This window comes from Micromonospora costi (assembly GCF_003626655.1).
Classification (GTDB): Bacteria; Actinomycetota; Actinomycetes; order Mycobacteriales; family Micromonosporaceae; genus Micromonospora; species Micromonospora costi.
The window spans coordinates 532,590-546,547 of record NZ_RBAN01000004.1; the positions used below are offsets into that span (position 1 = coordinate 532,590).

At 74.2% G+C, this 13,958-nt stretch carries 8 protein-coding genes; 6 read left to right on the plus strand and 2 right to left on the minus strand.

What is annotated here, in order from left to right; translation table 11 throughout:
• Window positions 1–5 precede the first annotated feature (5 nt).
• The 5 genes from D7193_RS24210 (at window position 6) to D7193_RS24225 (ending at window position 7,986) form a co-directional block, all read left to right on the plus strand.
• Window positions 6–1,820 (plus strand): glycoside hydrolase family 15 protein, encoded by a 1,815-nt coding sequence (locus D7193_RS24210; protein WP_206611958.1) that lies wholly within the window; start codon window positions 6–8, stop codon window positions 1,818–1,820.
• Between the two features lie 238 nt (window positions 1,821–2,058).
• Entirely contained in the window at window positions 2,059–2,256 is a 198-nt protein-coding gene (locus D7193_RS33525) for a hypothetical protein (protein WP_158674847.1), read from the plus strand.
• 79 nt (window positions 2,257–2,335) lie between these two features.
• Window positions 2,336–4,192, plus strand: coding sequence for an AfsR/SARP family transcriptional regulator (locus tag D7193_RS24215; protein ID WP_158674848.1), 1,857 nt, complete (start codon window positions 2,336–2,338; stop codon window positions 4,190–4,192).
• A 180-nt stretch (window positions 4,193–4,372) separates the two neighbouring features.
• Complete coding sequence (locus D7193_RS24220) at window positions 4,373–4,897, plus strand: sigma-70 family RNA polymerase sigma factor (RefSeq protein ID WP_120781822.1); 525 nt, start codon at window positions 4,373–4,375, stop codon at window positions 4,895–4,897.
• A 293-nt stretch (window positions 4,898–5,190) separates the two neighbouring features.
• Entirely contained in the window at window positions 5,191–7,986 is a 2,796-nt protein-coding gene (locus D7193_RS24225) for an AfsR/SARP family transcriptional regulator (protein ID WP_120781823.1), read from the plus strand.
• A gap of 45 nt (window positions 7,987–8,031) precedes the next feature.
• On the opposite strand, the gene D7193_RS24230 is transcribed toward D7193_RS24225, so the two are convergent.
• A complete protein-coding gene (locus D7193_RS24230; RefSeq protein ID WP_120781824.1) occupies window positions 8,032–11,364 on the minus strand; it encodes a S8 family peptidase in 3,333 nt (1,110 codons plus the stop codon).
• A gap of 96 nt (window positions 11,365–11,460) precedes the next feature.
• Complete coding sequence (locus D7193_RS24235) at window positions 11,461–12,735, minus strand: MFS transporter (protein WP_241563360.1); 1,275 nt, start codon at window positions 12,733–12,735, stop codon at window positions 11,461–11,463.
• Window positions 12,736–13,069: 334 nt separating this feature from the next.
• Between D7193_RS24235 and D7193_RS24240 the strand changes: the two genes are divergently transcribed.
• The gene (locus D7193_RS24240) at window positions 13,070–13,945 is read left to right on the plus strand and encodes an alpha/beta fold hydrolase (RefSeq protein WP_120781826.1); all 876 of its coding nucleotides are present in this window, start codon (window positions 13,070–13,072) and stop codon (window positions 13,943–13,945) included.
• Window positions 13,946–13,958: the final 13 nt, after the last annotated feature.

The window sequence follows — 13,958 nt, forward strand, 5'->3', positions numbered from 1 at the left end:
TCTCCGTGAACGGTGGGTCCGACCGTACGGGTGCCCGGCTCCCGGCGCCGATCAGCGACTACGGGCTGCTGGGTGACACGCGCACCGCCGCCCTGGTCGCCGCCGACGGTGGGATCGACTGGCTCTGCGTGCCCCGCTTCGACGGCGAGCCCCTGTTCGGCAGGCTCGTCGGGGGGCCGGACGCCGGAATGTTCCGGGTCGGTCCGGCCCGGCCTGCCCCGGTCGTCGAACGGCGCTACCGGCCGCACACTGCCACCGTGGAGACGACCTGGGCGGTGGGCGACGGCCGGCTCACCCTCACCGAGGCCATGGTGGCCGAGGTCAGGGGCCGGCTGCTACCCACGACACTGATCGTGCGACGCCTGTCGGCCGAGGACGCCACGGTCGAGGCCGTCGTCGAGTTCGACCCTCGACTGGGCGTGCGACACCGGCGGCCCCGGGTCCACCGCCGGCGCCGGGCCCTGGTGTGCCAGTGGGGCTCACTCGCGGTCTCGCTCGGCAGCACGGCGGACCTGACCGTCGAACCGGGCCGGCCCGCCCCGCTCACGGTCAGCCCGGGCCGCCCGGTCACCCTCGTGCTGGCGGTGGCCCATCGCGAACCGCTCGTCCACGTGGAGCCGGAGGCGGCCTGGGACCTGCTCGTCGAGGACGAGGAGCGGTGGCGGGTATGGGCCGCCGGCATCGACGAGGAGCTGCCGTTCCGGGACCATGTCGTACGGAGCCTGCTGACCATGCGGCTGCTCACCTACTCGCCCTCGCGGGCCCCGGTGGCCGCGCCCACGACGTCGCTGCCCGAGGACCCGGGCGGGATGCGCAACTGGGACTACCGCTACGTCTGGCCCCGCGACGCCAGCATCGGCGTCAGCGCCTTCCTCAGCGTCGGCAAGCCCGACGAGGCCCGCGGCTTCCTCGCGTGGCTGCTGCACGCCAGCCGCCTGCAGCGGCCACGGCTGCCGGCCCTGCTCACCCTGTACGGACGGTACGTGCCCCGGGAACGGGAACTGCCCGGCTGGCCCGGCTACCTCGGCAGCGTTCCCGTGCGGGTCGGCAACGGGGCCGCCGATCAGCACCAGCTCGACGGCTACGGCTGGGTGATCGACGCGGCCTGGGCGTTCGCGCAGGCGGGGCATCTCCTCCACTCGGAGACCTGGCGGGCGGTCCGCGGGTTCGCGGACGTGGTCGCCGGCTGCTGGGGAGAGCCCGACGCCGGCATCTGGGAGGTCCGGGAACCGGCCCAGCACGTGCATTCGAAGCTCATGGGCTGGCTCGCGCTGGACCGGGCCCTGCGCATCGCCGACACCCATCCCCTGCCCGGCCGCCAGCGCCGGCGCTGGCGGGAGGCACGGGACGCCCTGGCCACCGAGGTCCGGACCCTCGGCTTCGACGCGACGATGGGCAGCTACGTCCGCAGCTACGGCTCCGCGCACCTCGACGCGGCCCTGCTCGTCCTGCCGCTGCTGGAGATGGATCCCGACGACTCGCCCCGGGTACGCGGCACCGTCGACGCCGTCCGCGACCGGCTCTCGGCCGGTGGGCCGCTCCTCTACCGCTATCCACCGGGGGTCGACGGCTTCCCCGGCGGTGAAGGCGCGTTCCTGCCCTGCTCGTTCTGGCTCGTCCAGGCCCTCGCCCGCACCGGGCGCCGCGCCGAGGCGGTGGAGCTGTTCCGAAGCATGCTCGACCACGCCAGCCCGCTCGGCCTCTACGCCGAGGAGATGGACCCCGCGACCGGCGCGCACCTGGGCAACTACCCGCAGACGCTGACCCACGCCGCGCTCGTCCAGGCCGCGCTGGCCATCCGGGACGCGCCCACCGGCTAGGTTGCGCGTCGAGGCAGCGGGGTTTCCCACCCGGCGCTTATCCTTGGTGCCCGCCGCCGGCACCGTGGAGGGCCACGCGTCCACGACGCCGGAGGCGACCGGTGGGCATCCCTGGCCGCACGCAACCGCTGGTCAGACGTGCTTTCGCACGGCGACGGGACCCGGCCACGGCGTGTGCGGCGAAGTGGCGCGGGGTAGATATCAGGGGATGGCTATATGGCCTGGTGAGGAGGATGGCGTGACGGGCGACGGTGGACGCACCCGGGCCCGCTGGGGCATCCGCCGCTACATGGTCACCGTCCGTCAGCCCGGTGACGCCCCGATCCCCGTCAGCCGCCACTTCACGTTCCGTGCCGCGAACCGCCGCGCGGACTGGCTACGCCGCCAGTCCGACTACGCCGACTCCGACGTACGCGTCCGCCGCGTCGACCACTGACCGGGCCGAGGCCCCTGGTCACGCGTCGGCGTCCCGGCCGCGGCTCGACGTGGCGGACGACCCCGCTACCGTTGCCGCTGTGCGGGCGGAGGCGGGCGGGGCGATCGGCTTCGCCGTACTCGGCTCGGTCCGGGTCGTCCGCGCGGGCGCCGAACTGCACCTGGGCGCCCGCCAGCAGCGCCTGGTGCTCGCGTTGCTGCTGGCCCGGGCCGGTACGCCGGTCTCGTTGGCCGAACTCGTCGACCTGCTCTGGGACGAGGACCCTCCGCGCAGCGCCGCCAACGTGGTGCACCGGCACGTGGGGATGCTCCGGCGGCTGCTCGAACCCGGCCTGCCGACGCGGTCGACCGGCCGGCACATCCTGCGGGAGCTGGCGGGCTACCGGCTGCGCGCCGACGAGGCGTCCCTCGACCTGCTGAAGTTCCGGTCGCTGAGCCGGCGGGCCTCCCGGAGCCTGCGCGACGGCGACGCGGAGTCGGCGCTGCGGCACTCGCTCGACGGGCTGCGGCTGTGGCGCGGTCGGTGCGCCGCAGGTCTGGAGCCGGCTTCCCGCCTGCATCCCGCGTTCCTCGCCGTGGAGGCCGAACGCGCCCAGGCCGTCCGTGAGGCCGCCGACGCCGCCGAGCGGTGCGGCCGGCTCGCCGCGGTGCTGACGCCGTTGCGGCAGGCCGCGGAGCAGCATCCCCTCGACGAGTCGCTGCAGAGCCGGTTGCTGCTCGCGCTCGCCGCCGACGGCCGGCAGGCGGAGGCCGTCGAGACGTACCGGACGGTGCGCCGCCGGCTCGCCGACGACCTGGGCGTCGACCCGGGCGAGGAGCTGCGGGAGGCGTACGACCGGTTGCTGCACCAGCGCACCCGGCCAGCGCACGCCGACGCGCCCGCGCCACTCCCCCGGCCCGCGCAGCTGCCGCCGGACGTGCCCTTCTTCCACGGTCGGGACGACCTCGTCGCCGAGGCCCGCACGGCGGTGGCGCGTCCGGGCGGGCCGGCGGTGCTCGCGATCGACGGCATGCCGGGGGCCGGCAAGACCGCCCTCGCCGTGCACCTCGCACATGGGTTCGCCGCCGGCTACCCGGACGGGCAGCTGTACGTCGACCTGCGCGGGTACGACGGGCGGGAGCCGGTGATGAGTCCCGCCGAGGCGCTGCGCGGCTTCCTCGGCTCACTCGGCGTGCCGCAGGAGGGCATTCCCGCCGAGCTGCACGCCCAGGCGGGCCTGTACCGCAGCCGGCTCGCCGGCCGGCGGATGCTGATCGTGCTCGACAACTGCCGCGACACCGAGCAGATCCGGCACCTGCTGCCGGGCAGCCCCGGATGCCTGGTCATCGTGACCAGCCGCACCCGGCTCAGCACCCTGCTCACCACGGCGGGCGCCCATCCGGTGCCGGTCGGCCTGCCGAGCGTCGGCGAGGCCCGGGGCACGTTCCTTCGGCTGCTCGGCGCCGGCCACGGGCCGGCCGACCCGGCCGCGATCGACACGATCGTCGCGGCCTGCGGGCGGCTGCCGCTCGCGCTGGCCGTGGTGGCCTCCCGCGCGGTGAGCCTGCCGCGGACGCCGCTGGAGCGGATCGCCGCGGAGCTGGCCCGGTCGCCGGACAGCCTGGACAGCTTCGACGGGGACGACCCGGCCACGGGCCTGCGGGCCGCCTTCTCCTGGTCCTACCGGGCGCTCTCCGCGCCGGCCGCCCGGCTGTTCCGGCTCCTGCCGACGCATCCGGGCCCGGACATCTCGACCGCCGAGGCCGCGGATCTGGCCGGTGTGCCGCTGCGCACCGGGCGGACGCTGATCGCCGAGCTGAGCCGCGCGCACCTGGTCTGCGAGGACCAGCCGGGTCGCTACCGTACCCACGAGCTGCTGCTGGCGTACGCCAGGGAACTCAGCGAGGAGGTCGACGGCGCCCGCCCCCGAGCGGAGCTGCCCTGCCCGCGGGCCTGACGGCACCGGCGCCCGGTCACCCGGCGCGCCCCGACCGGCGGGGCGTGCTCACGCCGGGTCCGTGGCCGACAGCGGTCGGCGACGGCACTCGATCCGCACTCGCGCGTCAGTCCAAACGCATCCATCGTCCCTAGGCTCGTGCCTCATCCACCGTTGCTCCTGTCCGTTGGGGGAACGACCATGTTGCGGGCACCCGACGAATCACCGGCCGGCCGGGCCGAGCGCATGACGGCGTTGCACGGGGACCATGCCCGCGCCGTGCTGCGCCTCCTGCTCGTGCTGACCCACCACCAGCGGCAGACCGCCGAGGATCTGCTCCAGGAGACGATGCTGCGGGCCTGGCGGCACCTCGACTCCGTGCCGGCCGAGCCCGACGCCGCCCGCCGGTGGCTCGTGGCCGTCGCACGGCGGCTCGTCATCGACGGTGTCCGGTTGCGGCGGGGCCGTCCCGCCGAGGTCCACCTCGTCGACATGACCTGGATCCCCGGCGGTGAGGACACGACCGGCAGCGCGCTGGCGTCGCACGCCATCCGGCGCGCGCTCGGCCGGCTGAGCCCGGCGCAGCGCCGTCTGCTGACCGAGGTGTACCTCGTCGGACGGTCGGCGGAGGAGGTCGCGGGCCGGCTGGGCGTGCCCATCGGCACGGTGAAGTCCCGGACGCACTACGCGCTGCGTGCCCTGCGCACCGGTCTCGAGGCCGCCTAGGGTCTGCACCGCCGGGCGGTCAGCCGGCGTTGAGTCGTAGTTCACAGTGCCGCGGAGCGGGCCCGTTCCACGGCGCGGGTCCTGCAACGCTTCGGCGCCGTGGCACCTAGGGCGTGTTTCATAAGAACCGGCCGGCCTGCGGCGGGCCCAGGCGACGGCCGGCGGCGTTGCGGTTTCGTCCGGATACAACACCGGTATCCGAACGAAACCGCGCCTTGCCGGACCGCCGCCTGGACTCCGCCTCGGCTCGACCGCCCTTATGAAACACGCCCTGGCCTACGGATCGGCCCAGGATGACCGGCCCGCTGTCGTTCGCCGTCCTCGGTCCGGTGCGGGCCTGGCGCGGCCGGTCCGAGATCGACCTCGGCACCCGTCAGCAGCGGCTGATCCTGGCGTTGCTGCTCGCCCGCGGCGGCGGCGCGGTCAGCGTCGCCGAGTTCGTCGACCTGCTGTGGGAGTCCGACCCGCCACCGAGCGCGGTCAACGTGGTGCACCGGCACGTCGGGATGCTCCGGCGGCGCTTCGAGCCGGGCCTGCCGACGCGGGCGGCGGGCTCGGTGTTGGTGCGCGACGGCGCCGAGTACCGGCTGCGGATCGACGAGGAATCCCTCGACCTGCTGCGATTCCGGCGTCTGGTCGCCCGGGCCGCCGGCAGCTCCGGTGAGCCGGCCGTCGCGCTGTACCGGGAGGCGCTGGCGCTGTGGCGTGACCGGTGCGCCTCGGGCCTGCACGGCGGCCGGGCGCATCCCGAGTTCGTCGCCGTCGACGGCGAACGGTTCGCGGCGGTCCGGGCCGCGGCCGACGCCGCCCTGCGAACCGGGTCCGTCCGCGCGGTGCTGCCCGCGATCCGGCTGGCCGCCGAGTACGAGCCACTGGACGAGGCGTTGCAGGCGCGGCTCCTGCTCGCCCTCGCGGCGGACGGCCGGCGGGCCGAGGCCCTCGCGGCCTACGCCGACATCGAGCACCGGCTCGCCGACGAGCTGGGCATCCAGCCGGGGGCCGAGCTGCGGGCGGCCCGGGACAGCCTGCTCGACCACGACGCCCCGGCCGCCGGCGCCCGGTCGCCGCGCGGCGTCGGCCGCGCGGCGCTGGACGTGTCGCGGGCACAACCGCCCGCGCAGCTGCCGCCCGACCAGCCGTACTTCACCGGCCGGGGGGATGTCATAGCCGCCGCCCACAAGCTGGTGGCCGGGGACGATCGGCCCACCGCGTTGGTCATCGACGGGATGCCCGGCGTCGGCAAGACCACCCTCGCGGTGCACCTGGCGCACCGGCTCGCCGCCCGTTACCCGGACGGGCAGTTGCACGCGGACCTGCGCGGTTTCGACTCCGGCGAGTCGGTGATGACACCGGCGGAGGCGCTGCGGGGGTTCCTGTGGTCCCTCGGTGTCGCGCCGGCCGCCATCCCGGCCGAGCTGCACGCCCAGGCCGGCCTCTACCGCAGCATCCTCGCCGAGCGCCGGATGCTGATCCTGCTCGACAACTGCCGTGACTGGGACCAGATCCGGCACCTGCTGCCCGGCACCGGCGGCAGCCTCGTCATCGCCACCAGCCGTCGGCGGATCACCGGCACGACCGGCCCGGGGGGCGCCCATCCCCTGCACCTCGACCTGCTGACCGACGGCGAGGCCCGCGAGCTGCTCACGCGGCGTCTCGGCGAGGCGGCGGCCGCCGACCCGGCCGCGGTCGACGAGATCGTCGCGCGGTGCGGTCGGCTGCCGTTGGCCCTGGCGCTGGTCGCCACCCGTAGCGTCGGCCGGCCCGGGCTCACCCTCCCGGCGGTGGCCGGTGAGCTGGCGGAGGCCGACGGTCGGCTCACGGGCTTCGGGGACGCGTACGCCGACCTGGAGGCCATCTTCTCCTGGTCCTACCGGGCCCTGACCCCCGAGGCGGCCCGGCTCTTCCGGCTGCTGCCCCTGCACCCGGACCGGGAGTTCGCCACGGAGGCGGCGGCCGCCCTCGGCGGTGTGCCCGTGCGCGCCGCGCGCGGCCTGCTCGCCGAGCTCGCTGCGCAGCTGCTGGTCCAGCCCGGCGACGGCCGGTGGCGGATGCACGACCTGCTGCACGCCTACGCCGTGGACCTCGGGGAGGAGCACGACGCGGCGGCCGATCGCGACGCCGCCGTCGAGCGGGTCCACGACTACTACGAACGCAGCGCCCACGCGGCGCATCTGCCGCTGCTGCCGCAGGTGCCGCTGCCGGAGCCGGCGCCGTCCGCGCACGGCGTCACGGGCCGGGACTTCACCGGGCGGGCCGAGGCGATGGCCTGGTTCGCCGCCGAACAGCGGGTGCTGACCGACATCGTGGCGCGGGCCGGGGAGCGTGGCCGGAACCGCACGGCGTGGCAGATCGCGTTGGCGATGCAGAACTTCTTCCAGGACACCGCCCAGTTCCGGCAGTGGGCGGCCACGGTGGGCGCGGGCCTCGCCGCGGCCGGAGACGACGTGACGGCCCGGGCGCTGCTGCACCGCAGCCTCGCCGGCGCCTGCTACTTCCTCGCCGACCTGGACCGGGGGCTGTCGCACCTGCAGCAGGCCCGGGCGCTGTTCGAGCGGCTGGGCCGGCGCACCGAGCAGGGCCATGTGGAGAACAACATAGCGGAGATCCGCCTGGACCAGCGGCGCTACCACGAGGCGATCCGGCACGCCGAGGCCGCGCGGGCGCTGTTTCGTGCCGAGGGCAACGTGCGCGGCGCCACCAACGCCCTGCTGGCCATCGCGCGGGCGCAGGGCTGGCTCGGCCGGCACGCCGCGGCGTTGGGCATGTTCGTGGAGGCGCGGCGGCAGTTCGAGTCCCTCGGTGACCTGCACGGGGTGGGTACGACGCAGGCGTGGCTGGCGCACACGTACTCGATGATCGACGACCTGCCGCACGCGATGGCGACCTGGCAGGAGGCGATCGCGACGTTCCGGGACGCTCGCGCTCCCCACCACACGGCAGAGGTCCTGGTCTCCGTGGGCGATTTCCACTCGGCCAACGGCGATCCGGTCCTGGCGCGGCGGGCGTGGAGCGAGGCCCTCGCCGAGCTCGACGGGACGGACTCGCCGATGGCGCGGCGGATCCGCGACCGCCTGCTCTGGCACCGGTGAGACCCCGGACGCGGCGCCGGTGGGCGTCGCGTCCGGGGTGCGCCGTCAGTACCGGTAGGCGCGGATGATGGTCTGCTTGACCGTGTTTCCGCTGCTGTCCGTCGCGTTGGCCCGCAGCGAGACGAAACCGCTGCCGGCCGGGTTGTGCACCCAGGCGACGCCCTTCTCGCCGGTCCGCAGGACGGGCAGCGTCCGCCAGGTGCCGCCGTCGTCGAAGGACGCCTCGACGGTCAGCGTCCTGGTGCGACCCGGCGCGGCACCGACCTGGCGGTCGAGCGAGAGCGGGATCGGGAACAGCCGACCGGCCGGGGCGCGGTTGTCGATGTCGAGGTCCGGGGTGAACCGGATCGCCGTCAACGGGAGCTTCACCAGCTCCCCGTCGCCCACGTGGGCGGACGTGAAGGTCCACTCCGCGTCGACCACGGTCGACAGGGTGAAGGCGGGGTCGCTGTGGAAGCTGGCCGTCAGGCGGTAGTCACCCTTCTGCGCGGGCACGTCCCACGTCCAGGGCGTCTGGTTCGCCTCCCCGATCTTGACCCCGTTGCGGTAGAGGTTCACGTCGACGTTGCCGTCGCGGACGAACCGGAAGCCCATGTGTCCGGCACCGTCGCCGTGCAGCGGCCCGGGCCCGCCGATGGTGTCACCCCAGTAGCGAGTCGCGTACTGCTGACCGAAGTTCGGCTCCGGGAAGACCGGTCCGACCACCGCGTTGGCCCACTTCACGTCGTACGTGTGCCCGGGCTTGAAGCTGGTCCACGCCGACTCGTAGTACGTGTGCCGCAGCTGGGCCGAGGTGGACTGCCACACCGCCGACTTGTCCTGGTTGTAGTACTCCGTGATGGTGCTGGGCACGTCGTACGTGAAGGTCGGGGGCGCGTTGCGCTCGTCGCGGTAGACCGGCGAGTTGCCGGGCGCGTGCGCGACCGCGGCCCGGGAGACCGGCACGTCGGCCACGTCCGCGCTGACCCGGGAGCGGACCGTCGCGAAGTCGCCCGCGCGCAGCTTGCGGGTCAGCCCGGCCATCATCCGCTCCGGCTCGTAGAAGTAGACCCGGTAGACGTACGGGCTGTTGTGCAGGCTGCCGTCCTGGGCCACCTGACCCCACATCCCGTTGACGTAGGAGACGAAGCCGGGCGTCTTGGCGGTCCCGAGCGGCGCGGTCCGCAGGTGGTCGAAGGGGAGGCCCATGAGGACCCCGAACGGGTCGTTGCTGCCCCAGATCTGCGGCTGCTCGGTCCGGATCGTCCAGCCGGCCTCCGCGTGGACCTCGGTGGCCTTCGGGTTCGGCACCGAGACCGCGATCGGCTTCGCGAGGCGGGTGTCCACGGTGAGCGCCTGGTCCCGGGTCAGGTCGAGGCTAGGACGCACCATGGTCGTGATGTCCGGGAGGAACGGGTCGCCGGTCAGCAGGTAGGTCTGCACCAGGTAGCGGCCCGCGCGGACGCGGTACCGGGCGGCGGGGACCTCGAACACCTGGACGGTCTGCCGGTCCAGGTCGGTCAGGACGGTCAGCCAGCCCTGGTCGGGCGTGGGGGCGCCGCCGTCCGGCCCGACGAGCGTGAGGGCCAGTTCGTGGCGGGCGATGTCGAGCGCGACCGGGGTCTGCACCTGCGTGCCGTCGCCGGTGGCGGTCACCTCACCGCCGAAGTAGTGGTCGGGCAGGTCGGTGCCGGCCCGCACGGTGACGGTCACGCTGGCCGTGCCGCCGGCCGGGACGGTCACCGTGGAGGCGCTGAGGCCGAACAGGCCGGCCGGCGCCGGGGCGCCGTCGGCGCCCTTCGCGTCGAGGGACACCGCCAGGGTGACCGGGGAGGAGCCGCTGTTCGCGTACGTCACCGTACGGGTCTGTGCGGTGCCGGTCCGCTCGAAGGCGACGCTGGTCGGGTTCGCGGTGACGGTCTGCCGGGTCGCCCGGGCGACGTCGAGGAAGCCCGCGCCCTGCTCGTAGACACCGATGGCGGCGTTCGGCTTCGCGGCTGCCATCAGCGTGGACTTGATCCGCTCGGGCGCCCAGTCCGGGTGCTGCTCGGCCAGGATCGCCGCCGCGCCGGCGACGTGCGGGGTCGCCATCGAGGTGCCGTTGAGGCTGGCGTACTGCGGGTTCTCGTCGTACGGCCACAGCTCGGACGTCGCGCTACGGGCGGCGACGATGCCGACGCCGGGCGCGGTGATCTCGGGCTTGATGCCGGCGTCGCCCGCGCGCGGGCCGCGGCTGGAGAACTCGGCCAGCTCACCGGTCTTGGTCACGGCGCCGACGGTGAGCGCCTCGGCGACGCCGCCGGGCGAGTTCACGGTGGACTCGCCGGCCAGTCCGTCGTTGCCGGCGGCGACCACGAAGAGCACGCCGTAGCGGTGGGTGAGGTCGGCCAGCGCCGCCTCGATCGGGTCGGTCTCCGGGCTGTCCAGGCCGCCGAGGCTCATGTTGGCGACCTTGACGCCCTGCTGGGCCACCCAGGTCATGCCGGCCAGGATCGCCGACTCGGGGCAGCCCTCCTGGACGCACACCTTGGCGCTGTAGAGGGTCGCGCCGGGTGCCATTCCCTTGTAGCGGCCCTGCGAGGCGGCCGCCGTGCCGGCGATGGTGGAGGCGACGTGCGTGCCGTGGCCTACCCGGTCGACGGTGTCCGGGTCGGCGGTGAAGTTCTCCGCGGCGGCGACCCGGTCGGCGAGGTCGGGGTGGGTCTGGTCGACGCCGCTGTCGATGACACCGACCTTCACTCCCGTTCCGTCGAACCCGGCCTGCCAGGCCTGCGGCGCGCCGGTCATCGGGACGCTGACGTCGAGAGTGGGCTGGCGCAGCCCGTCGAGCCAGATCTTGTCGAACCCGGGCCGCAACCGCCGCTCGCTGCCGCTGCCCGTGGAGGTGACGGTGTTCCAGAAGGACACCGCGTCGGCCCGGCTCTCCTCGACGGCGCTCAGGCCGGAGAGGTCGCGGGTGGTCCGGGCGCCGGTGAGGCCGGTGGGGGCGGTGGCGCCGTGGTCGACGATGAGCGGCAGGGTGGCCCGGCCGTCGTCGTAGCCGAAGTCGACAAGCGTCGAGATGTCGAAGAGCCGGGAGTCCAGCTTGCCCCGGTTGAGCAGGCCGACGGCGTCGGCGGGGATGACCCGCACGTCCTCGCCGGCGCTGTGCGTGATGAACGGGATCCCTTCCCGTCCCTTGCCCGGTACGACGTCGACGGCCGTCTGGCCGTCGACGGTGCTGACGTGGACGGTGTCGCCGGTGATGAGAGTGACCGTCCGGGGCTGGGACGCGACCGCCGGTGTGGTGGCCGGTTTCGTGGCGCGGGGCTGCGCCGACGCCGGGGTTCCGCCCGGAGCCGCCGCCGAGGCGCCCAGCACGAGTAGTGCCAGCGCCGATAACGTACGAACTGACCGCATCTTTCTCCCTAGGTGAACGCGAGAGGTGTCCGGGTGCTCCGGACGTGAAAGGCGGGTAAAAGTTCAGTCGGAGTGACCTGGGTCACATCGGATGGCTTACCGCGGATCCTCCGCCGCCGGCGGATGGGCCGAAACGGGCACCAGCTCGCGGTCGGGCGCGCGGACGGCGTCCTCGCGGCGCGGCAGCAGGAGCGGGCTGGCGAGGATCAGCAGTCCCGCCACGATGATCGCCGTGCGTGGGCTGGTGGCGGCCGCGAGCAGCCCGCCGAGCGCGCTGAGGACGGCGATGGCGGCACTGCTGCTGATCGACCAGGCCGTCAGGGTGCGGGCGATGCGGTCCCGGGGTGTGTGTTCGAGCCGGTAGGTGGCGAGCACCGGGTTGTACAGGCTCATGCTGATGATGATCGCGAGCTCGACCGCGATCACCGTCGCGAGGCCGGCGACTCCAGGCTGGACGAAGGCGAGGCCGATCAGCCAGACCGCGCGCAGGGTGCCGACCGTGCGGAGAATCCGGTGTTGGCCGTACCGCGCCACGACCTGGCGGGCGAGGCGGGAGCCGACGAGCCCGCCGAGGCAGGGGGCGGCGAAGGCGAGGCCGTACTGCCACGGCGGGAATCCCAACTGGCGGAGCAGGAGCACGGCCAGCAGCGGCTCGGTCGCCATGATGAGCCCGCTGACGAGCAGGTTGTTGAGGTAGAGCCCCCGCAGGCCGGGGTGGGTCAGGAGGTGCCGCCAGCCGTCGAGCAGTTCGCCGGCCCGCATCCGGCTCCTGCCGTCGCGCCGCGGGCGCTCCTCGCGGTCGCGGATCGCCGTGATGCCCAGCGCGGAGAGCAGGTAGCTGAGCGCGTCGGCGACCACGGTGGTCACGGGTCCGAACACGCCGATGGCCGCGCCGCCCAGCGGCGGCCCGACAGCGATCGAGCTCCAGGTGGTTGACTCGAACCGCGCGTTGGCCACGAGCAGGTCGTCCGGCCGCACGAGGCCCCTGAGGTAGGCGCCGCTCGCCGCGCTGAAGGCGATCTTCGCCGCGGCGACCACGGCCGAGACGACCAGCAACTGGACGAAACCGAGCCGGCCCACGGCATACGCGACTGGGATCGTCATCACGACCGCGAACCGGGTCAGGTCCATGGCTATCATCACCGGCCGCTTCCGGCGGAACTCCACCCACGGCCCGAGCGGCAGCGCGATCAGCGCGCCCACCGCCGGCCCCACTGCGGACAACGCGGACACCTGAGCGGGGCTGGCGTCCAGCACCAGCACGGCGATCAGCGGCAACGCGCCGAAACCCACCCCGGAGCCGTACGCGCTGACCGCGTAGGCCGCCCACAACCATCCGAACCGCCGGCCCAGCGATCGTCCACTCGCCACAGCCCGCACCCCCGTCCCGCCCGACCCACCGCTGACCACGGTGATCAAAGCGAGGCCGGCAGGCCGGATCAAACAACCGCACCGACGGCGAGCCACAACCGTACGTTGTGGGTAGCGGTACCTACGGCTTCCTGCCCTGGCTGCGACGTCCGCCGGCGCACCGCGGTGGTGAGCTGCGCGAGAAGACCCGTCGTCGGCTTCCAGTGTTGGTACGGTCGAGTCCACGGGGCGGGCAGGCGGCCGTTGTGCCCGCGGAGCGCGGGCTCCGGGGCCGGAGCGCCCGCCGAACCCCTCCGGGACCGGAAGCGTTGTCGAGCGCCGGAGGGCGTTGCTCGTGTTCGACGGATTCGAGGAATTCGACATCAGCACGACGGGCACGACGATCCACGGGCGCCGTGGCGGCGATGGGCCTCCCCTGCTTCTCCTGCACGGCATCCCGGAGACGCATCTCATGTGGCACCGGGTGGCACCCCGCCTGGCCGAGCGGTACACCGTGGTCGCCACCGACCTGCGTGGGTACGGCGACAGCGGCGCACCACCCAGCACCCCCGACCACGCGCCCTACAGCAAGCGGGCGGCGGCCCGCGACCAGTTCGAGGTCATGCGGAGCCTGGGCTACGACCGGTTCCGGCTCGTCGGGCACGACCGGGGAGCGCGCTGCGCCTACCGGCTCGCCCTCGACGAACCGGACGCCGTCGTACGACTGGCCGTCCTGGACGTCATCCCCGGCGGCGACGCGTGGAACCGCGCCGACGCGGCGTTCACCCTCGAGTACTGGGTCTGGTCCTTCCTGGCCGCACCGGAGCCGGTGCCGGAGCGGTTCATCGGCGCCGCCCCGGCCGTGCTGGTCGACTTCATGCTCGACACCTGGCCGACGGTGAAGGACGCGTTCCCCGCCGAGGTGCGCGCCGCGTACCTCGCGCAGTTCACCGACCCGGCCAGCGTCCACGCGATCTGCGAGGAGTTCCGGGCGGCCGCGACACTCGACCGCCAGCACGACGAGGCCGACCGTGGCAGGCGGAGGATCACCTGCCCCCTGCTCGTCCTGTGGGGTCAGCACGGTGCGGTCGCGAAGCTCTACGACGACCCGCTCGCGATCTGGCGGGACTGGGCCGGCGACGTCCGCGGCGGTCCGGTGCCGGTGGGCCACTTCATCCCCGAGGAGGCGCCCGACGAGACCGTACGACAGTTGCGCGACTTCCTCGCGTAGTCCGCCGGCGCGG